Annotated in this window: 19 protein-coding genes; 7 read left to right on the plus strand and 12 right to left on the minus strand. The window is 68.0% G+C overall.

Annotation, left to right across the window (positions count from 1 at the left end; translation table 11 throughout):
* Positions 1 to 17 precede the first annotated feature (17 nt).
* The 4 genes from aztB to aztD are packed head-to-tail and all read left to right on the plus strand — an operon-like array spanning position 18 to position 4,265.
* Positions 18 to 896: a zinc ABC transporter permease AztB gene (gene aztB / locus IEW87_RS01210; protein ID WP_188712601.1), complete on the plus strand. Its 879-nt coding sequence runs from the start codon at positions 18 to 20 to the stop codon at positions 894 to 896.
* Positions 893 to 2,083: an ABC transporter gene (locus IEW87_RS01215; RefSeq protein WP_188710501.1), complete on the plus strand. Its 1,191-nt coding sequence runs from the start codon at positions 893 to 895 to the stop codon at positions 2,081 to 2,083. The genes aztB and IEW87_RS01215 overlap by 4 nt, the downstream gene beginning before the upstream one ends.
* Entirely contained in the window at positions 2,080 to 3,036 is a 957-nt protein-coding gene (gene aztC, locus IEW87_RS01220; protein WP_188710502.1) for a zinc ABC transporter substrate-binding protein AztC, read from the plus strand. The genes IEW87_RS01215 and aztC overlap by 4 nt, the downstream gene beginning before the upstream one ends.
* Before the next feature lie 26 nt (positions 3,037 to 3,062).
* A complete protein-coding gene (gene aztD, locus IEW87_RS01225) occupies positions 3,063 to 4,265 on the plus strand; it encodes a zinc metallochaperone AztD (protein WP_188710503.1) in 1,203 nt (400 codons plus the stop codon).
* A 46-nt stretch (positions 4,266 to 4,311) separates the two neighbouring features.
* Here aztD and IEW87_RS01230 read toward each other — a convergent pair whose 3' ends face one another.
* The 3 genes from IEW87_RS01230 to IEW87_RS01240 all read right to left on the minus strand — a co-directional run bounded on the left by IEW87_RS01230 (position 4,312) and on the right by IEW87_RS01240 (position 8,218).
* The gene (locus tag IEW87_RS01230) at positions 4,312 to 5,091 is read right to left on the minus strand and encodes an LLM class flavin-dependent oxidoreductase (protein WP_188710504.1); all 780 of its coding nucleotides are present in this window, start codon (positions 5,089 to 5,091) and stop codon (positions 4,312 to 4,314) included.
* A gap of 48 nt (positions 5,092 to 5,139) precedes the next feature.
* Positions 5,140 to 6,003 (minus strand): Fpg/Nei family DNA glycosylase, encoded by an 864-nt coding sequence (locus IEW87_RS01235; protein WP_188710505.1) that lies wholly within the window; start codon positions 6,001 to 6,003, stop codon positions 5,140 to 5,142.
* Between the two features lie 109 nt (positions 6,004 to 6,112).
* Positions 6,113 to 8,218 (minus strand): chorismate-binding protein, encoded by a 2,106-nt coding sequence (locus tag IEW87_RS01240; protein ID WP_188710506.1) that lies wholly within the window; start codon positions 8,216 to 8,218, stop codon positions 6,113 to 6,115.
* A 112-nt stretch (positions 8,219 to 8,330) separates the two neighbouring features.
* Here IEW87_RS01240 and IEW87_RS01245 point away from each other — a divergent pair, with 112 nt between their 5' ends.
* Positions 8,331 to 9,095 (plus strand): aminotransferase class IV family protein, encoded by a 765-nt coding sequence (locus IEW87_RS01245; RefSeq protein WP_188710507.1) that lies wholly within the window; start codon positions 8,331 to 8,333, stop codon positions 9,093 to 9,095.
* Positions 9,096 to 9,275: 180 nt separating this feature from the next.
* Here IEW87_RS01245 and IEW87_RS01250 read toward each other — a convergent pair whose 3' ends face one another.
* Positions 9,276 to 10,178, minus strand: a complete 903-nt coding sequence (locus IEW87_RS01250; protein WP_308420905.1) for an HAD hydrolase family protein — start codon at positions 10,176 to 10,178, stop codon at positions 9,276 to 9,278.
* Positions 10,070 to 10,549 (minus strand): NUDIX domain-containing protein, encoded by a 480-nt coding sequence (locus IEW87_RS01255; protein WP_188710509.1) that lies wholly within the window; start codon positions 10,547 to 10,549, stop codon positions 10,070 to 10,072. Before IEW87_RS01255 ends, IEW87_RS01250 begins: the two co-directional genes overlap by 109 nt.
* A gap of 51 nt (positions 10,550 to 10,600) precedes the next feature.
* On the opposite strand from IEW87_RS01255, the gene IEW87_RS01260 reads away from it, so the two are divergent.
* Positions 10,601 to 11,290, plus strand: a complete 690-nt coding sequence (locus tag IEW87_RS01260) for a nucleotidyltransferase domain-containing protein (RefSeq protein ID WP_188710510.1) — start codon at positions 10,601 to 10,603, stop codon at positions 11,288 to 11,290.
* 2 nt (positions 11,291 to 11,292) lie between these two features.
* On the opposite strand, the gene IEW87_RS01265 is transcribed toward IEW87_RS01260, so the two are convergent.
* Positions 11,293 to 12,291, minus strand: coding sequence for a hypothetical protein (locus tag IEW87_RS01265; RefSeq protein ID WP_188710511.1), 999 nt, complete (start codon positions 12,289 to 12,291; stop codon positions 11,293 to 11,295).
* A gap of 68 nt (positions 12,292 to 12,359) precedes the next feature.
* On the minus strand, positions 12,360 to 13,214 hold the full coding sequence (locus IEW87_RS01270) for a TniB family NTP-binding protein (protein WP_188710512.1): 855 nt from the start codon (positions 13,212 to 13,214) through the stop codon (positions 12,360 to 12,362).
* 111 nt (positions 13,215 to 13,325) lie between these two features.
* Between IEW87_RS01270 and IEW87_RS15200 the strand changes: the two genes are divergently transcribed.
* Complete coding sequence (locus IEW87_RS15200) at positions 13,326 to 13,685, plus strand: ATP-binding cassette domain-containing protein (protein ID WP_188710513.1); 360 nt, start codon at positions 13,326 to 13,328, stop codon at positions 13,683 to 13,685.
* Here IEW87_RS15200 and IEW87_RS01280 read toward each other — a convergent pair whose 3' ends face one another.
* The 5 genes from IEW87_RS01280 to rplI form a co-directional block, all read right to left on the minus strand.
* Positions 13,686 to 14,165 (minus strand): hypothetical protein, encoded by a 480-nt coding sequence (locus tag IEW87_RS01280; protein WP_188710514.1) that lies wholly within the window; start codon positions 14,163 to 14,165, stop codon positions 13,686 to 13,688.
* A gap of 63 nt (positions 14,166 to 14,228) precedes the next feature.
* A complete protein-coding gene (locus tag IEW87_RS01285) occupies positions 14,229 to 15,173 on the minus strand; it encodes a CPBP family intramembrane glutamic endopeptidase (protein ID WP_188710515.1) in 945 nt (314 codons plus the stop codon).
* An 89-nt stretch (positions 15,174 to 15,262) separates the two neighbouring features.
* A complete protein-coding gene (locus tag IEW87_RS01290) occupies positions 15,263 to 16,141 on the minus strand; it encodes an SMP-30/gluconolactonase/LRE family protein (RefSeq protein WP_188710516.1) in 879 nt (292 codons plus the stop codon).
* Between the two features lie 71 nt (positions 16,142 to 16,212).
* Positions 16,213 to 17,598, minus strand: a complete 1,386-nt coding sequence (gene dnaB / locus IEW87_RS01295) for a replicative DNA helicase (RefSeq protein WP_229730819.1) — start codon at positions 17,596 to 17,598, stop codon at positions 16,213 to 16,215.
* Between the two features lie 436 nt (positions 17,599 to 18,034).
* Positions 18,035 to 18,490 (minus strand): 50S ribosomal protein L9, encoded by a 456-nt coding sequence (gene rplI, locus IEW87_RS01300; protein WP_188710518.1) that lies wholly within the window; start codon positions 18,488 to 18,490, stop codon positions 18,035 to 18,037.
* Position 18,491: the final 1 nt, after the last annotated feature.

Consider the following 18,491-nt stretch of genomic DNA (forward strand, 5'->3'; position numbering starts at 1 on the left):
ATCAGGTAGCGTCGACGATCGTGATCCTTCTCGAGCCGTTCTTCGCGGGCTTCATGTTGCGCGCGCTCACCGGTGGCGCGCTTGTCGCCGCCACGTGCGCGATCGTGGGCACGTGGGTCGTCATCCGCGGAATGGCCTTCCTCGGCGAGGCGCTCGGTCACGGCATGCTTCCCGGCGTCGCGATCGCGACGCTTCTCGGCGTACCCGCGATCATCGGCGGCGCCGCAAGCGCCGTCGTCATGAGCGCGGCGATCGGTGCCCTCCAGCGGCGCGAACGCCTCTCCTACGACACGAGCATCGGACTGCTGTTCGTCGGCATGCTGTCACTCGGAGTGATCATCGTGTCGCATTCGCGCAGCTTCGCGACCGACGCGACGGCCATGCTCTTCGGCGACGTGCTCGCCATCACCGCGGGGGACATCGTCGTGATGGCCATCGCACTCGCCGTCACCGCCGCGGTCGCCCTCGCGTTCCACCGGTCCTTCGTCGCCGCCGCCTTTGATCCACGTGTCGCGCGCACGCTCGGACTGCGGCCGCACCTCGCGCACGTCGCGCTCACCGGCCTCGTGACGCTCGCCGTCGTCTCGGCTTTCCAAGCAGTCGGGACGCTCCTCGTTGTCGGCATGCTTTTGGCGCCCGCCGTGGCCGCCGGCCACTGGACGCGCAGCATCGGGTCCACGATGGCGCTCGCCACGGCATTCGGTGTCGTCGCGGTGGCCACCGGGCTCGCCGTCTCGTGGTTTGCCGCGACGGCCGCGGGCGCCACGATCGCCGGATCCGCGATCGCCTTCGCCGCCCTTTCGTCAGTCGCGGCGCGCGCGACCCGACGACTTCGCCTCGCGCGCGGCGCTCACGTCGACGCACGCCCCCTCGACCTCACGGAGAGCCACGCATGAAGATCCGCCTCGCCGCCGCGCCCGTCGCTGTCCTCGTGCTCGCAGGCTGTGCGCCTGCCGCCACGAGCGCCCCGCCGTCCCCGGATACGTCGGCGCCCGCCCCGCACGGGGAACGCGCCGGGGCGATCGAGATGGCTACGCCGCAGAGCACGCTGCTCTCCGTGGCGGCAGACGGAACGGTCGGCCTGCTCGACCTCCTGACGGAGGAGACCCGCGAGCTCGGTGCGATCGGCGCACCCACCGCCATCGACAGCGACGGCCGGTTCGGCTTCGTCTCGACGCAGCAGGGCGTCGACGTCGTCGACAGCGGCGTGTGGAGCTGGGACCACGGCGACCACTTCCACCATTACCGTGCCGAGCCGCGACTGACCGGCTCGCTTCCCGGGGAGGGACCCGTGTCGGTCACGACACCGCCGCTGTCAACCTCCGGTGCCACCGGGCTGTTCTTCTCCGGCTCGGGCGACGCCGTCGCCGTCGACATGGCATCGCTCGACGGCGGCGAGATCTCGGAGTGGTTCCGCCTGCCGACCGAGGCCAACAGCGGCGTCGTCGCGCCGGCGGGAGACTACGCGGTCGTGGCGGTCGACGATGGATCCGACACCGCCGTCGTATACGACGACGAAGGCGAACTCGTTGACGGCTCCTCCGCGCCGTGCGTCGATCCTGCCGGTGCGATCGCGACGCGCGCGGGCACCGTGATCGGATGCGCCGACGGTGCGCTCATCGCCATGACGGATTCCGGTTCGGTCACGTTCGACCGCGCCCCCGCCCCGTCCGACGCGCCACGCGCCACGGAATTCGCGGGGCGGAAGAACCGACCGACCGTCGCCGCGCTCTCCGGCGACCGCGCCTTCTGGCTGCTGGACGTGCGCGAGCGCGAATGGGAGCGAGTCGAGGTGTCGCACGACCTCGTTGCTGTCGCCGCCGCTGACGATGCCGACGGGAACGTCGTCGCAATCGATGCCGACGGCGTCGTGCGCGTGTTCGGCCCCGACGGATCCGACCGCGGATCCACGGATCCGATCGCGCACGAGAACTCGACGCTCACGGTCGACACGGAGCGCGCGTACGTCGCGTCCCCGGCGGAGGGCGTGGTGTACGAAATCGACTACGCCGACGCGGCGCGCATCGCTCGCGTCTTGACGACGGCGACGTCCCCCGATGCCGCGGTCGAGGTGGGACGATGAGCGGCCTCGTGCAGCGACGGCGCCCGGTCGGCACCGCCGCCCGGCGCCGGCGTCTTCTGGCGCACGCCGTCTGGCTGGCCGTGACGGTCGCCGTCACGGGATGCGCGGCGAACACCGACGGCGGGCCGCGCGCGGAGATCGTCGTGACAACGAACATCCTCGGCGACGTCGTGAACGAGCTCACCGGCGACGTCGCTCGGGTGACGACGCTGATGAAGCCGAACGCAGATCCCCACTCCTTCGAGATCTCGGCTCAAGCAGCCGCGCACCTCGCGGATGCCGACCTGGTCATCTCGAACGGCTTGGGCCTCGAGGCCGGCGTGGAACAGCACCTCGAGGCGGCTGCCGCTCAGGGCGCGCCGCGCTTCGTCGCCGGAAATCGCATTGACGCGCTCTCGTACGCGGGCGAAGCGTCGGGGCCCGACCCGCACTTCTGGACGGATCCCGCGCGCATGCTCGACGTCATCGATGCGCTAGAGGAGCGTCTGTTGGAGATCGACGCGATCGACGCCGCTGCGGTCACGCAGAACGCCGCCGACTATCGCGCCGAGCTGAAAGTGCTCGAAACCGAGATGACCGCGGCGTTCGCGGAAATCCCCGACGACCGCCGGGCGCTCGTGACCAACCACCACGTCTTCGGCTACCTCGCCAAACGATTCGACTTCGAGGTCATCGGCGCCGCGATTCCCGGCGGGACGACTCTCGCCTCCCCCTCGGCGGCGGATCTCGCGGAGCTCACCGACGCGATCGAGAAGCACGGCGTGCCGGCGATTTTCGCCGAGTCGTCGCAACCCGATCGGCTGATGCAGGTGCTCAGTTCCGAAGCGGGCATCGAGGTCGACGTGATCGAGCTGTTCACAGAATCGCTCACCGCGCCGGGCGACGCCGCCGACAGCTACCTCGCCATGATGCGCGAGAACACCGACCGCATCACCACCGGCCTCACGCCGTGAGCGCCGTTTCCTCCGGAAAGGAACCCATGAGAATCATCACTCGAAAGCGACTGTTCGGCGGCGGATCCATCGCCGCGATCGCGCTCCTGGCCGCGGGCTGCGCGTCGGGCCCAGCCGCCGAGACGCCCGCCACCGACACGCACGGTCACGACGTCGAGGCGGGATCGCGCGTCGCCGTCTCGCTCGAGGGCGAGGTAGCAGTGCTCGACGCGGAAACGCTGTCCGTCATCGACACGTTCGAGACGGAGGAGTTCACGCGACTCAACGCGGTCGGCGACGGCCGGAACGTCCTCGTCACGACATCCGCCGGATTCCAGGTCCTCGACACAACAACACCGGAACTGACCCAGACGGTGTTCGACGCGGACGCCGCTGGCCACGTCGTCCGGCACGCGGGACAGACGATCCTGTACTCCGACGGCTGGGGCGAGACGACGATCTTCGACTCGCACGCGCTCGTCGACTCCGACGGCGCGATGCCGGAGGTGCGCCAGCACCAGGCAGATGCGCCGCACCACGGCGTCTCCATCGTGCTCGAGGACGGCACTCTCGTCACGACCGTCGGCGACGACGCGGCACGATCCGGCGCGGTCGCGCTCGAACCCCACGACGATCATTACCACGAGCTCACGGTGTCGGACCAATGCCCGGGCATCCACGGCGAGGGAACCGCGAAGGACGAAGCCGTCGTCTTCGGCTGCGAGGACGGCGCGCTGATGTATCGGGACGGCGCGTTCCACAAGTTCGATGCGCCCGAAGAGTACGGCCGCATGGGGAACGCATACGTCTCGGAGACGAGCCCCATCGCCGTCGGCGACTACAAGAACGATCCCGACGCCGAGGGGTACCTGCTGAACGACGTCGCGCTGATCGACACCGAGAACGAGACCTACGACGTGCAGAACCTCGGCGACGTCGAGTACACCTGGCGCGGCGCGGGCCGCGGACCCGGCGACCGGTTCTTCGTGCTCGGCACCGACGGATCCATTCACGTCATGGACCCGCAGAGCGGTGAGTTCGACGACGCGTACCCCGTCGTCGACGAGTGGGAGGGCCCGGGCGACTGGCAGCAGCCGCACGCCGCGATGATCACGGCGGGCGACATCGCGTACGTTGCCGACGTCGCGAATCAGCGCGTCGTCTCGGTGGACCTCACCACGGGCGAGGTCCTGGCCGAGGGCGAGAGCCTGTCATCCGCTCCGAACGAGATCGCGGTGAACCTCGGCTAGGCAGATGGTGGGGCGGGGTTGGCGACGGCACCGCCCCACTGCCGCGTCAGGCGGTCGCGTCAGCGAGCGGGAGGAACTCCAGGTACTCGTCGATCCGGTCATCGGGCGTGATCGCACGCAGGACGACCTCGTCGACGGCGTCGAGATAGGCCGTGAGCCGCGGAGCGATCTCGCGTTCTCCGGGGGCCGGCAGCACCGTGTCGCGCGCGCCGAAGCCGAGTCGCGCGAAGTGGGCGGCGTAGGCGCCGAAACCGGCGTAGCGATCCGCCTCCTCTTCGAGCCGGCCGCGCGCCTGCTCGTGCACGTTCGTACGCACGTAGAGCGTGGCGGTGCCGTCGGCGTTGCGGTCGTGGAACGCGGCCGCCTGGTCAGCAGCGGTCGGCGGCGTCAGCCAGCTGAGCACGACACCGTCCGAGCGATCCGCGGCGAGCGCCCGCATCTTGGGCCCGAGGGCGCCGAGCGCGAGTCGCGCGGCGGTGCCGGTGCGCAGATCGTCGAGGGTGCGCTCGATCATCGCGAGCGCGCCCTTCCGCGTCTGCCCTGATCCGATGCCGAGCGTCAGGCGATCCTCGGGGATCTCGAGCCGCGCGATGTCGTCGAGCAGTTCGCTGGCGGGGCGTCGGTCGACCGCGACGACGCCGGTCGCGACGCGCAGGCGTTCGGTCTCCCTGGCAGCTGCGGCCGCGACCTCCAGGGCGTTGATTCCGGGGGTCTCGTTGATCCAGAGCGCGTGGAAGCCGGCCTGCTCGAGGCGCGGCGCGAGGGCCGCGGCCGCGTCGGCGCCGAGCTTTCCGGCGATTCCGAGGGATACGTGTTTCGGGCGCATGGCCCCACTCTGCCACGAGTTACGGCGTCGGGGCGGGCTGGGCGGACGCTACTTCAGCAACCGGGAGAGCCGCCGGTCGGCGAGAGTCTTGCCGCCTGTCTGGCAGGTCGGGCAGTACTCGAGCGAACGGTCTGCGAAGTACACGCTGCGCACGGTGTCGCCACAGATGGGACACGTCTCGCCGGAACGTCCGTGCACGGCCATGCCCCGACGTTTCGCGTCCTTGAGATCGGCCGGTGGGCGACCCGACGCGGCCTTGACGGCGGCTCCGAGGGTCGTCCGCATCGCCTCGTACAGGCGATCGATCTCGGCCTCGCTCCTCTCGGCGGCCAGCGCGTAGGGCGACATGCGCGCCGCGTGCAGGATCTCGTCGGAGTATGCGTTGCCGATGCCGGCGATGATCGACTGGTCCCGCAGCAACCCCTTGATCTGCGTGCGACGCCCGGCGAGGATCCGCGCGAAGGCGTCGCGCGTGAAGGCGTCGTCGAGCGGGTCGGGCCCCAGTCGTGCGACTCCCGGAACGTCAGCCGGATCGCGAACGACGTACACGGCGAGTGACTTCTTGGTTCCCGCCTCGGTCAGGTCGAAACCGGATCCGTCGTCGAGCGCGACGCGCAGCGCGATCGGCGACCGGCCGGGCTTGATCACCGTCGCGGGGAGCTTCTCGTACCATCGGAGCCAGCCGGCCTTCGCCAGGTGGAAGACGAGGTGTAGCTCGGCTCCCGCCGCGATGACGGCGAACTTCCCACGTCGGGTCACGTCACTGATCTCGCGGTCGACGAGCGCGTCGAGCAGCGGGTCGTAGGTTTTCAGCGCCGAGATCGCCGCGACCTGCGCGCGACGCACGGTGCGGCCGGCCGCGCGCTCGCCGAGGAAGTCGACCAGACCCTGGACCTCCGGCATCTCCGGCATGGGGCCATCCTCCCCCATGTGGCGACCCTGCCGCCAGGTCCACATGTCTCCGACAAGTCCGGCGTGAATCGCAGCGGACTTGTCGGAGACATGTGGATTTAGGTGCGCATCAGCTCGCAGCCGCCGGGTGGGAGCGGCCGAACGCCGCCAGCACCGCCGCGGTCTTCGCGAGCGTCTCGTCGAACTCGTCGTCCGGGTCGCTGTCGATCGTGATCGCACCACCCGTGCCGACCGTGACCTCGCCTCCCGCAACCACGGCGGTGCGGATCACGACCGACAGGTCGACGGATCCGCCGTAGGAGAAGAACCCGAGCACGCCCGCATACGCCCCGCGCGGCTCCGCCTCGAGCTCGTCGAGCATCTCGACCGTGCGACGCTTCGGAGCGCCCGTCATGGATCCGGGCGGAAAGAGCGCCTCGGCGGCCATCACGCCGCTCGTCAGCACGCGAGAGCGCACGGATGTCACGAGCTGGTGCACCGTCGCATAGCTCTCCACTGCCATGAGCGCCGGAACCTCGACGGATCCGGGCGCGCTGATGCGCCCGAGGTCGTTGCGCAACAGGTCCACGATCATGAGGTTCTCGGCGCGCGTCTTCGGATCCGCGGCGAGTGCCCGCGCGACGTCGGCGTCTCGTTTCGGATCCGCGTGGCGCCGCGCGGTGCCCTTGATGGGCTTCGTCTCGGCGCGACCGTCGGGGGCGACGGCGAGGTACCGCTCGGGCGAGCACGACAGAATCTCGCGACCCGGCAGCCGCAGGTACGCCGCGTAGGGCGCGGGGTTGGCGCGCCGCAGCGTGCGGTAGACATCGAGCGCGTCACCGTCGAACGGGAAGTGAACCCGGTAGGTGTAGCAGGCCTCATAGGAGTCGCCCGCCACAAGCCAGGTACGCACGTCGGCGAGATCGCGGCGGTACTGCGCGGGGGTAACGGAAGCGGCAGCGGGGCGCGTCTCCACCATGTGCGCCGTCACCGGATTCGCCCCGCTCGCGCGCCGGCCCATGCCGCGGATCCGCTCCCCGGTCTCGGCGATCCAGCGCCGTGCCTCGGATGCGTCGCCGTCGAGGCCACCCGCCACGACGTGGAGGGTGTTCTCGACGTGATCGATCACGAGGAACCGGCTGAGGTGCACGAGCTGCGCGTCGGGCTCCCCCGCGTCGCGCACGCGCCCGATCGCCTTCGTGCCGTAGCCGACGGATCCGACGTAGCCGCCGACGAAGGGCAGGCCGGGGGCCGGATCCACGGCATGCGCGCCGATGCGCACGTCGAGTTCGCGCCACAGGTCGTCGCCCACCGGCTCGCCGTCGATCGTGACCTGCGTGTCGGTCGCGCGGTAGGTGAGCACATGGTCGCGCGGGGCGTCGGGCGCGCCCAGGATGGAGTAGCGGCCCATGTCGTACGCCTGCTGCGCGCTGTCGAGCCACACCGCCGTAGGGGCATCGCCGTAGAGCTCCGCGAACAGCGACTCGGCGTCGACCTCGAGTGGGGTTTGCTCCGACCACACGCGCCAGGTCTCCCCGGCTGACGCCACGAAACTCGGAGATCTCACGTATTTCGGATCGTCTGCGGGGATCGGCCCGCGTTTCGTGAGATCTCCGAGTTTCGTGGCGTCGATACCGGCCCGGTCGCCCTTCGCGCTGCCGAGCGCGAGGAAGTTCTCGATGAGGCGCCGGCCGTGGGCGGATCCGATCGACTCGGGGTGGAACTGCACGCCGCACCAGCCGCGGTCGGCCGCTTCGCCCGCCATCGGGGATCCGTCGCTCGCTCGCGCGGTGACGCGAAACGGCGCGGGCTCGGCGACGACCAGCGAGTGGTAGCGCACGGCCTCGAACTGCGCGGGCACACCGTCGAAGAGCGCGGATCCGTCGTGGGTGATCGTCTCGATGACGCCGTGCGCGGGGCGGTCGGCGGGGTCGACGCGACCGGCGAGCGCGACGGCCATCTCCTGGAACCCGAAGCACACGCCCAGCACGGGCACGGTCGCGCGCCGCAGGATCTCCAGTCCCCGCCCGGCGTCAGAGGCGCGGTGCGGGGTCCCCGGGCCCGGGCCGAGCACGATGTGCGTGTAGCGGTCGAGCGCGCCGAGGTCGACGGCGTCGCTCTGCACGAGGTGCGGGCGCGCGCCCGTCGCCTGCCACAGCAGCTGTTCGATGCTGCCCGTGTACGAATCGTGGTTGTCGACCAGGAGCACGCGCGCGGGGGAGGTTCGCGGCGTCATCTACCCATTCTCCCAACACGAGGCGGTCGATTCTGCCCCGTGTCGTCGCAACACACCGACATCCGCCGCGATGTCCGCGGGTTCGACGGCGTCGTGCGGTGAGAATGAAGGTATGGAGCAGCTCGACGGCACACCCGCCACCGCCGCGGATCTGCGCGCGCTCGCATTCGCCGGCCTCGGCCACTTCACGACGATGCGCGTGGAGTCAGGCTGTGTCCGCGGCCTCGGCCTGCACCTCGCCCGGCTCGTCCACGACAGCCGCGCGCTGTTCGACGCCGAACTCGATCTCGACGCCGTACGTGCGCGGATCCGCCTCGCGATCGCTGATGAGCCCGCGATCGTGCTCGTGCGGGTGACGGTCTTCGACCCCGCGCTCACGCTCGAGCGTCCGGGCGCCGATGCCGCGCCGCGGATCCTCGTCTCGCCACGGCCGGCGTCGACGGGAGCGGTCGCTCCCCTCCGGCTGCGCTCCACGCGGTTCGGTCGCGAGACCCCCGAGATCAAGCACACCGGGCTGTTCGGCTCGCTCTACCAGCGCCGGCTCGCCCAGCGCGCAGGGTTCGACGACGCCGTGTTTATCGACGACGCCGGGCAGCTCTCGGAAGGGCCGACGTGGAACATCGGATTTATCCGCGGTGACGCCGTCGTGTGGGCCGATGGCGACGCGTTGCCCGGCATCACACGCGCGCTGGTCGGTGGCACCTCGGAACCCGTGTCGCTCGCACACCTGCCCCAGCTGGACGCGGCGTTCGCGACGAGCTCGGGGGTCGGGATCCGACCGATCGCTTCGATCGACGGTCACACCTGGGAAACTGACCATCCCGTGTTCGACCAGCTCCGTGCGGCGTACGCTGCCGTTCCCCTCGAGCGCCTCTGAGTCGGCTCCCGCGGCCGCACCGGAAGGCGGCGACGTGACCTTCACGCACCCGACCGAAGACCTCGAGATGACGTTCGAGGCTGTCCGATGACACGGCATCTGTAGTTCTTGTCATCGATGTTGTGGAGGCGATCCGCGGGATCTCCGCTTTCGAGCGCCGGTCCAAGAGCGCCAGTGGCCCTATTCGCCTGTCAACGGAACTGTAGTTTTGAGGAGCCGGTCGAGCACCTGAGCGACGCCCTCATCGGCACACGAGGGCGCACCGTGCTGCGCGACCATCTGGACGGACTCGTGCGCGTTCGCCACTGCATAGCTTGTCCCGGCCCACATGATCATCGGGATGTCGTTGGGCATGTCGCCGAAGGCGATGACATCGTCTGATCTGACATCGAGGCTTTCGCACAGGCTCTGGAGAGCGCTCGCCTTGGTGATACCGGCGGCGCTGATCTCCACCAGTCCGGAAACAGACCAGGTGACCGTCGCGGCGTCTCCGACGATCGCAGCAATCTGATCGTGGAGCAGATCGGCGTCTACGTCTGGATGCCTCACGAGAAGCTTGACCGCGGGGTCTGTCCAGATCTTCTCGAGCGGGCCGCGCGGTGCGCCGGGCGCGGGATACGGCTCGACGTACTCAGGGTCGAGGCGGATGCCATCGGTGCACTCGATCGCGAACCGGGCGCCAGGGAGCGCTCCGGTGATCGCATCACAGACTTCCAACCCCACGTCCGAGCCGATGCCGACCAGCGACACGATCCGGCGCTCGTGTGCGTCGTACGTGATTGCGCCGTTGGAGACGATGGCTATGCCGTGATTGCCGACGTGAGGCCAGAAGGCATCCATCCAGCGGAGCGGCCGTGCTGTGACGAAGACGACTGGCACTCCTGCGGTGTCCAGCCGGCGCAGCACACTCGCGGTGAACGGCGGCAACGCGACAGTGTCGTTCGGCACGAGTGTGCCGTCGAGATCCGTTGCGATCAGCATCCGACTTCCGCGGCCATGTCTTCCCGCCTCGGAGCGTCGGCGATCACCCTGTCGATCCACGTTCGCCTGGGCAAAGTCCCGATCTGCGATCTTTCGAACCATCCGAGCTCCAGGAGCTCCTCCATGTCTGGCTCCGCATCGCTCAGGAGCTCACATTCGTACGCGGTCGTGATGTAGCCGACGCGATCACCGTTGGGGTACTCGACCATCATCGGCTCACCGCCGTAGACGCCCACGATTCCCGTCGCGCGAATCTTCGCCCCGGTCTCCTCCATCACCTCTCGGAGCACAGCCTCTCCCGGTTCCTCCCCCGGCTCGACCGCTCCACCGATCAGGCTCCACAGTCCAGAGTGCTCATGGCGGGCGAGCAGGAACCTCTCTCCCTCGCGAATGACGGCGGTCACCCCCGGCAAAAGCAGGAGATCCTGCCCGATGCGGCTGCGGATCGACTCGACGTACTCGGACCGGGGCATGCCGGTCAGTCTATTGAGGGCCGGCGCTCAGTCACGTCTACGATTCCCTTCATGGACTACGTCGAGCTGACTGAGCGCTTCATCGAGGAGAGGTTTCCCGGTGCCGAGGTTGCTGTGATCGGCGGGAGTACAGCCCGAGGCACTCGCACCAAGACGAGCGACATCGACCTGCTTCTGATCGGCGATGAGGTCTTCGCCGACGGCGCGTCCAGCCTCGCGGGCGCATGGGAGTACGACAGCGAGGTCTTCGAGGTGTTCGCTTACACCTACGACGCCTACACGAAGTGGGCGCGCGGCGGGATCGCGCAGTACCGTCCTGTGATCGTCGACTTGCTCCTCGACGGGCAGGAAGTGCGCGGTGGCGACGCCCTTACTCGACTCCGTGAGGAATGGGGCGCGAAGCTCGCCGAAGGTCCGCCGATAACCGACCATGAACTCGCGATGCGACGCTACGCGATCACGGACCTGATTGACGATCTTCGCGACGCAACCGATCCACTGGAGCAGAACGTCGTCGCGTGGGATCTTTTTGAGAAAGTCGCGGACCTGATGCTGCTCACCGACAAACACTGGATCGGCACGGGAAAGTACCTGGCGCGACGACTCCGGGAACTGAGCGTGAGCCGTACAGAACACCTCACGTCTCCCCTGCTGCAGGGAGATCTCATCACATTCGCGGACCGTGCTGAGCAGGAACTGATGCGCGCTGGCGGGCGAGTCCACGCAGGCTTCGTTCGCTGAGGCTATGCATCGACCATCACAAGATCCGGCAACGGCCGGTGACGATCGAGCACGCGACTCCGCGGGACAGCGAGCCCAGGCTGATACGGCAGGATCTGGATCCGTACAGTGCTGAGGTGGCGAAGCAGACAGCTGCGGTGCCGCTGCGAAGAGGCGACGAGCGCCTTCTCGAGGGTCGCCGGGCGCTTGTTGTGCGCGTTCTGACGCATCCCGAACGCCGTTTCGACAGCGGCCTTTCCGCGAGTGACGATCTTCTCGGCGACGTCGTGCAGTCGCGCTGTTGTGGAGCCGCGCATGACCGTGATGACCGCTGCTTCGAGCGCCCATACTTGCTCGGCGAGACTGAATCGCGGACTGAGCAGGTAGCTCGCGAACGACAGATCGGTCAGCACGGTGGCCAAGCGGACGACCTCGGGATATGCCGCGAGGAGGACAGCATCGGCGTCGAGCGTTCCCACCTCGAGCGCGGACATTCGGTCCTCGATCCGGGCATCTGGGCGCTCATCGGTCATCCAGCAGCGGATGAGCGTGGCAGCGAGTTGGAGCTCGCCGGTCGCAAGCCCGACGCCTCGCTTCCAGAGCGTGCCCGAGAGGCAGCGCTCGGCGTGCGCGTACTCGGGAAAGCTCGCGAGGTCGACGTCGGCGGCGTCGAGGTGCCATCGGCGGTGGCGGTTGCAGACAGCGCCACCTCTGCTGCGCACGGAGGTCTGGTCGCCGTCGGCGCAGCGTCGGCACGCAGATCGTGGAGCCTGCGTGTAGCCGCATCGTTTGCAGAGCGCGGGTTGCCAGCCGTAATGCTGGCAGCGGACGTACATGGCGTTTCGGCGCGCGTCGGCGTCGAAGTGGCCGGGGGCGAGAGCACCGAGTCGTTCGGTCCACGCGGCTGCGCGCTCGAGGTTCGGACGTGAGGGTGAAAGCCCAGCGAGATCGGTGACATGGAGCCGGAGATCACGCGGCGTGAGCGAGTTCGCGGTCGCGAGCCTTCCGAGAAATCCGGTCACCGTCTCCGCCGCAAGCGGCCGCACACGCAGCGGCAGTGCTCGCACATCCGCAGGCGGTATCGGACCTCTCATGTCGTGGCGGATGCCGTCCCGGACACGGGTGCAGGAACCGTGCCGAACACGCTGTCAAGATCGAGCCGTTCGCCTCCGCTGTCGATCGCGTCGATCGCGAGCATCTGCAGCATCCCGGTGAGGTCGCCGATAACGCCGCCGGTCGCGGTATGGAGGTGGCTCGCGTGGCGGAGGATCGCCGCGGGCTGCTGGTCGATGAGCCCCAGGGAGCTCTCGACCGCGACCAGTAGATCAGCCCACGCCGCCTTGCCCTTACCGGTGTTCTCAAACGTGTGCAGGTGCATGATTTGGAACCTGCTGCTGATCTGGCGTCCGCGGGTGCCGTCGAGCAGGCCGCTGGCTTCGACGTCTACGCCGGCGTAGACGAACGTGCCCGGGCACTTTTCGGACAGTTGCTTGAGCGTGTCGGAGGCTTCGCCCATCTGCTTGTACTTCTGGTTGAGGTTGTGGATCTCGTCCACGATGATCAGCTCGGTTCCGCATGCGGAGATCACGCTCGCGACGGTGTTCATCAGCTCGCCGGTGTTGTAATGCGGGCGGATCGGGAGACCGAGGAAGTGCGCGAACTCGCCGAGCATCAGCTTCGGCGTGCACGACGGGGGCACACTCACGTAGATCACTGGCACGGAGTTCGCACCACCGGCCCGGCCGATGTCGCGGCGGCGTCGCTCGAAGCGGCGGGCGATGTGTGAGACCGTCGTGGTCTTGCCGATGTTCGGTTCGCCCGACACGATGACGCCGAGTTTGCCGTGCGACTTGTACTGGTTCAGCATCAGCCGCCGGAGGATCTCGGTCTCGATCGCCGCGGAGCACCGGGCCGTTATGCGCGCGGCCGACGATGGGCCAGCCATCGCGGAGGTCGTGCTCGATCTACGACCGGCCTGACGCCCAGAACCACAGATCGGTTGGCGAAAACTACAGGTCGTCTGTCACGACCACAGAATCGATGGCAGAAACTACAGATGCCTTGTCATCGGACAGAGGCGCAGCCCGAGACGATCATCATGGACTGCTACGCATACAGCTCGCTGCACGAGTACGGCATCGAGCCCGACGCGCTGTTCGGCTTCGATTGTGAGAACTCGTTCGTGATGGGCGACATCGACACCAGCGGCATCGAGCGCGTCGGCCAGGACGGCGAGATCGCCGCGCGCTACGCGGACCACGTCGTCGCCATGAAGGGCGGTGCTGTCGTGGGCACCGGCGATCCAGCGACCGTGATCACCGAGGATCTCGTCGCCGACGTGTTCGGCTTGGACGCGCGCGTGATCCCCGACCCGGAGTCCGGCAGTCCGCTCGTGGTGCCGCGCTGGCGGCACTGATCAGAAGCGGCCCACAACCTGCACGCCACCGAGCGCGAGGAGCGTGAACGCGACACCCCAGAGGATGATCGAGATGATCTGCCAGAAGATCACCTTGTTCTTCGAGGCGCCGAAGCTGACGATGAGCGCCGACGTGATCTGACTCGGCAGAACCGCCTGACCCAGGAGGCTCACCCCCGCGATGCCGAACTTGTCGAACCGTTCCTTGAGCTTCTGCTTGCGGGGCGAGAGTTCCTTCGGCGCGTTGTTCTTGGTCGCGGCCGTCCGGATGCCATGCGCGGACAGGACGAAGATCAGCATCGAGACCACGTTCCCGATGATGGCGGCCGCAAGCGCGACGACGGGGTGGATCCCCGCGATCACTCCGATGAACGCGCCCAGGTACGACTCGACGAACGGGATCGCCGAGATGAGGATGATCCCGACCCACTGAACGGCGACAGGGAGAGTTTCGGTGAACGACTGCAGGTTCTCGAGCATGTTCCTATTCCACCGCATCCGGCCGTAGGCCACTTCCCCCTCCGGGAGGAAAACGCTCCGCCGTCAGTCGGAGCTCGCGCGCGGATCCGCCTTCGGCGTCCAGTCGCGCTCGGGGCGGAACGCCCGGGTGACGAGAAGCACGCCGATGACGACGGCGAGCAGGATCCATCCCGGCACCCCGACGGCGGAGCCCAGCAGCGGATCCAGGTCAGGCGTCGCCCAGAGGAGCGGGTAGGTGAAGGTCGCGTTGAGGGCGCCATGCCCGACTGCGGCCGGCCACACGCTGCGGGTGAAGTAACGGCTCCACTGGAGGATCACGCCGACGAGCAGGCAGAAGATCACCATGTACACGAGCCCGAGCGCGTCGGTGCGACCGAAGTTGTAGCCGAGCAGGATGATCGGCGCGTGCCACAGGCCCCAGACGACGCCGATGATCGCGGACGACGGCCAGAACCCGAGCGGCGACAGCGCCGTCGTGAGGTAGCCGCGCCAGCCGAGCTCCTCGCCGAAGGCAGTGATGGTGGCCTGGATCACGATGAGCGGCAGGGAGAGGAACTGGATGATGAGGAACACGTCGACGTCGGCGCCGCCCAGCTGGGCGGAGAGCGTCGCGAGTTCGCCATCGATCGTGAGCCACCCGAGGGCCGAGGCAAGGAACATCGCACCGAAGGCGACGGCGAGGAAGATGACCGGCCACAGCAGGATGAGCCAGATCTTGCGCGACACGGGCCGGAACGGCAGCAGGCCGAGGTAGCGTGCGCGGCCGCCCTTGGGGACGGCGATGAACGTGATGATGAGGGCCGCGATGGTTGGGGTGGCCATGAGCCCGGCCGCGAAGAGCTGGAAGAACGGGGAGGCGAGGCCGTCGCCGAACCAGAGGGGAAGGCAGACGAGCCAGCCCAGTGCGAGTGCGATCGCGGCGAACGCGCCGACGGGCCCCCAGGGCACACGCGTAGGTGGCACGCCGGGGCGGTTGTCATGGGGCGAGAAGAGATCGGTGGCGTTCATGGCTCCATGCTCGCGCGGAGTCTCGCGTCGCACATCCGTCACGCGGGGGAATTCGGGTACCCGTCGCGCGGGGGACGGCGCGCGTTCGGTTACCCGGCGAACCGGTGCACGGGAGCGCCCTGCAGGGTCGTCTCGATCTCGTACACGAGCCCGGCGTGAGCTTCCGCGTCGACGTCGATCCCCTGCTTCGACGACGTGATGAACAGCGTGCGTCCCTCCGGTCCGCCGAACGCGCACGAGGTGGGGTTGGTCACGTCGAGAGGAATGGTGTCGGTGCAGCGCCCGTCGGCGTCATACCGGCGGACGCACGCCCCGCCCCAGAGGGCGATCCAGAGGCCGCCCTCGTCGTCAGCCGCCATACCGTCCGGTTTCCCGGGCTCGTCGCCGAGGTCAAGGTGAACCTCGCGGTCGCCGAAGATTCCGGTCTCGAGGTCATACGCGTACCGGTACACCGTCGCGGCGGGGGTGTCCACGTGCAGTGCGCTGCGGCCGTCGGGAGTCCAGACGAGACCGTTGGGAATCGTGAGGTCGTGCAGCACCGGCGCGACCGTGAGGTCGGCGTCGAGGCGGTAGAGCGTGCCGGCGCCGGGCGTGGCGTCATACGCCATCGTTCCGCAGAAGAGACGGCCGCGCGGATCGCACGCGCCCTCGTTCATGCGGATCCGCGCATCGTCGAAGACGGGGATCTCTCGCACGCTGTCGAGCGCGTCGTCCAGAAGGGCGAACCCCTGTTGGAGGGCGACGACGAAGCCGCCGCGCTCGCGTCGCCGGATCACCGCGGCGACGTCGCCGAGGGTGCGCCGCGATGCTTCGTCGCCGTCCCAGGTGATGACGCCACCCGCGAGCATGTCCACGTGCCGCAGGACATCGGCGTCGTCGTCCCAGAACGCGCCTTCGCCGTGAAACGTCGCGGGGTCGCCGATCCAGCGACCGGGCCCGCGCACGTGCGGGGCGTCGGTTCCCGTCATCGGGTGATGCATTTGGATCGGAGTGCGTCAGTCGTCGTCATACCGCGATCGTACGACGTCGCGTGCGATGGCTACTCGTCACCGAAGCCCGCGTCCATGTGCACCATGTCGTGGAAGCGGCTGTAATGGCCCTGGAACGCGACCGCGATGTCGGCCGTGGGGCCGTTACGGTGCTTCGCGACGATCAGGTCGGCCTCGCCGGGGCGCGACTGCCGGTCGTACACCTCGTCGCGGTGGAGGAGGATCACCATATCGGCGTCCTGCTCGATCGATCCCGATTCGCGCAGGTCGCTGACCATTGGGCGCTTGTCCTGGCGCTGCTCGGATCCTCGGTTCAGCTGCGACAGCGCGATGACCGGCACCTGCAGCTCCTTCGCCATCAGCTTGAGCGCACGGGAGAACTCCGAGACCTCCTGCTGACGTGACTCGACCTTCTTACCGCTCGTCATGAGCTGGAGATAGTCGATGATGATCATCTTCAGACCGACGCGCTGCTTGAGGCGTCGGCACTTCGCACGAATCTCGACGAGCGTCATGTTCGGACTGTCGTCGACGTAGAGCGGTGCGTCGTTGATGCGGCCACGCGTCGACGCCAGCGTCGTCCAGTCACGCGAATCGAGGTCGCCCTTGCGCAGCTTCTGCAGCGGGATCTGGCCCTCGGCGCTGAGCAGGCGCATCGCGATCTCGGTCTTGCCCATCTCGAGCGAGAAGAAGATCGCGGGCTGGTCATGCTTGATCGCGGACGCCCGAGCGAAATCGAGAGCCAGGGTTGATTTACCCATAGCCGGTCGTGCGGCGACGACGATCATCTGGCCGGCGTGCAGGCCGTTCGTCAGCTCGTCGAGGTCTTTGAACCCCGTCGGCACGCCCGTCATCTGGCCGTCGCGGCCCTTGGCCATCTCGATCTCCTCGAGGGCGGCGGAGACCGCGACCTCGAGCGGGACGTAGTCCTCGGTCTGATCCTGTCCCGTGACGGAGTAGACCTCGGCCTGGGCCTGGTTGACGAGCTCGACGGCTTCTCCCTCGCCGCTATAGCCCATCTGCACGATGCGCGTGCCAGCGTCAACGAGGCGACGCAGCAGCGCGCGCTCCTGCACGATCGATGCGTAATATCCGGCGTTGGCCGCCGTCGGCACGATCGACGTCAGCGAGTGGAGGTAGTCGACGCCACCGGCACGCTGCAAGTCGCCGGTCTTCATCAGCTCATCGGTGACGGTGATGACGTCGGTCGGCTCGCCGTGCGAATAGAGCGAGAGGATCGCCTCGAAGATCACCTCGTGCTTCGGGATGTAGAAGTCACCGCCGCGCAGCGTCTCGACGACATCAGCGACGGCGTCCTTCGACAGCAGCATTCCGCCGAGGGTCGACTGCTCGCTCAACAGGTCGTGGGGCGGCGTGCGCTCGTGAGCCGGCTGCCCGCCGTCCAGACGCTCGGTCACGACGTCGTTGATCGACACAGACTCTCCTCCCGACGGATCTCGCTCCGTGATCGGCGATTCGGGGCGAACCGCGACAGTCATGTCACCAGCGACGACCGACATTCGAACGGGGCACCCGACACGTTCCGACGACTCACCTTATGAACAGATTTTGCGCGCCACAACGCGCCCTGTGGATAACCCTGTGGATGGTTCTGGGTAAAACGCCGCTCGGCCTGTGGAATCAGCCTGTGGACAACGGTGTGGAATGCGGCATACTGCGTGATTTTTATAACCTCTGACCAGGTATTTACCCGTTGCACACAGTGTGGATAACAGTCGACTTGAACCGCTGCTTGAAGGTTGAACGGCAGATGAACGGATGTGGAAGAAACACACCTGTGTCGCCCCGTCCAGGCATGAGAAACCGGCGCTTCTCCACAGGGGAGAAGCGCCGGTTTCGAGTGCGAGAAGACTACTTCTTCTGCGCGATGACCTGCAGGTTGATCACGGCGGTCACGTTGTCGTGAAGACGCACGAGCGCCTCGTGGTCACCGACGGCCTTGATCGGCGACGGCAGCGTCACACGACGCTTGTCGAGGTCTCCGAGACCCGCCTCCGCAACGGCGTTCGCGACGTCGGCCGGCTTGACGGATCCGAACAGGCGCCCCTCGGCGCCGGCCTTGACCGTCACCTTGACGCGGGCCTGCTCGAGCTTCTGCTTGAGCTCCTCGGCCTCTTCGTGAGTGGCGATCGCGCGCGACTCGCGTGCAGCGCGGATCTGGTCCACCTGCTTCTGGCCGCCGCGCGTCCACGTGACGGCGAAGCCCTGCGGAATGAGGTAGTTACGGGCGTACCCGTCCTTGACCTCGATCACGTCACCGGCGCTACCCAGCCCGTCGACCTCATGCGTGAGAATCAGCTTCGACATG

Origin of the sequence: Microbacterium faecale (assembly GCF_014640975.1) — a bacterium.
Lineage (GTDB): Bacteria > Actinomycetota > Actinomycetes > Actinomycetales > Microbacteriaceae > Microbacterium > Microbacterium faecale.

What these genes read in the sequence shown, in the direction of transcription:
- IEW87_RS15200 (WP_188710513.1), top strand. Translation starts at nt 13,326, where the DNA reads ATGCCTTGTCATCGGACAGAGGCGCAGCCCGAGACGATCATCATGGAC.
- IEW87_RS01285 (WP_188710515.1), bottom strand. Translation starts at nt 15,173, where the DNA reads ATGAACGCCACCGATCTCTTCTCGCCCCATGACAACCGCCCCGGCGTG.
- IEW87_RS01245 (WP_188710507.1), top strand. Translation starts at nt 8,331, where the DNA reads ATGGAGCAGCTCGACGGCACACCCGCCACCGCCGCGGATCTGCGCGCG.
- IEW87_RS01240 (WP_188710506.1), bottom strand. Translation starts at nt 8,218, where the DNA reads ATGACGCCGCGAACCTCCCCCGCGCGCGTGCTCCTGGTCGACAACCAC.
- IEW87_RS01215 (WP_188710501.1), top strand. Translation starts at nt 893, where the DNA reads ATGAAGATCCGCCTCGCCGCCGCGCCCGTCGCTGTCCTCGTGCTCGCA.
- IEW87_RS01235 (WP_188710505.1), bottom strand. Translation starts at nt 6,003, where the DNA reads ATGCCGGAGATGCCGGAGGTCCAGGGTCTGGTCGACTTCCTCGGCGAG.
- IEW87_RS01270 (WP_188710512.1), bottom strand. Translation starts at nt 13,214, where the DNA reads ATGGCTGGCCCATCGTCGGCCGCGCGCATAACGGCCCGGTGCTCCGCG.
- aztD (WP_188710503.1), top strand. Translation starts at nt 3,063, where the DNA reads ATGAGAATCATCACTCGAAAGCGACTGTTCGGCGGCGGATCCATCGCC.
- IEW87_RS01280 (WP_188710514.1), bottom strand. Translation starts at nt 14,165, where the DNA reads ATGCTCGAGAACCTGCAGTCGTTCACCGAAACTCTCCCTGTCGCCGTT.
- IEW87_RS01230 (WP_188710504.1), bottom strand. Translation starts at nt 5,091, where the DNA reads ATGCGCCCGAAACACGTATCCCTCGGAATCGCCGGAAAGCTCGGCGCC.
- IEW87_RS01255 (WP_188710509.1), bottom strand. Translation starts at nt 10,549, where the DNA reads ATGCCCCGGTCCGAGTACGTCGAGTCGATCCGCAGCCGCATCGGGCAG.
- IEW87_RS01250 (WP_308420905.1), bottom strand. Translation starts at nt 10,178, where the DNA reads ATGGTTCGAAAGATCGCAGATCGGGACTTTGCCCAGGCGAACGTGGAT.
- rplI (WP_188710518.1), bottom strand. Translation starts at nt 18,490, where the DNA reads ATGTCGAAGCTGATTCTCACGCATGAGGTCGACGGGCTGGGTAGCGCC.
- IEW87_RS01260 (WP_188710510.1), top strand. Translation starts at nt 10,601, where the DNA reads ATGGACTACGTCGAGCTGACTGAGCGCTTCATCGAGGAGAGGTTTCCC.
- IEW87_RS01290 (WP_188710516.1), bottom strand. Translation starts at nt 16,141, where the DNA reads ATGACGGGAACCGACGCCCCGCACGTGCGCGGGCCCGGTCGCTGGATC.
- aztC (WP_188710502.1), top strand. Translation starts at nt 2,080, where the DNA reads ATGAGCGGCCTCGTGCAGCGACGGCGCCCGGTCGGCACCGCCGCCCGG.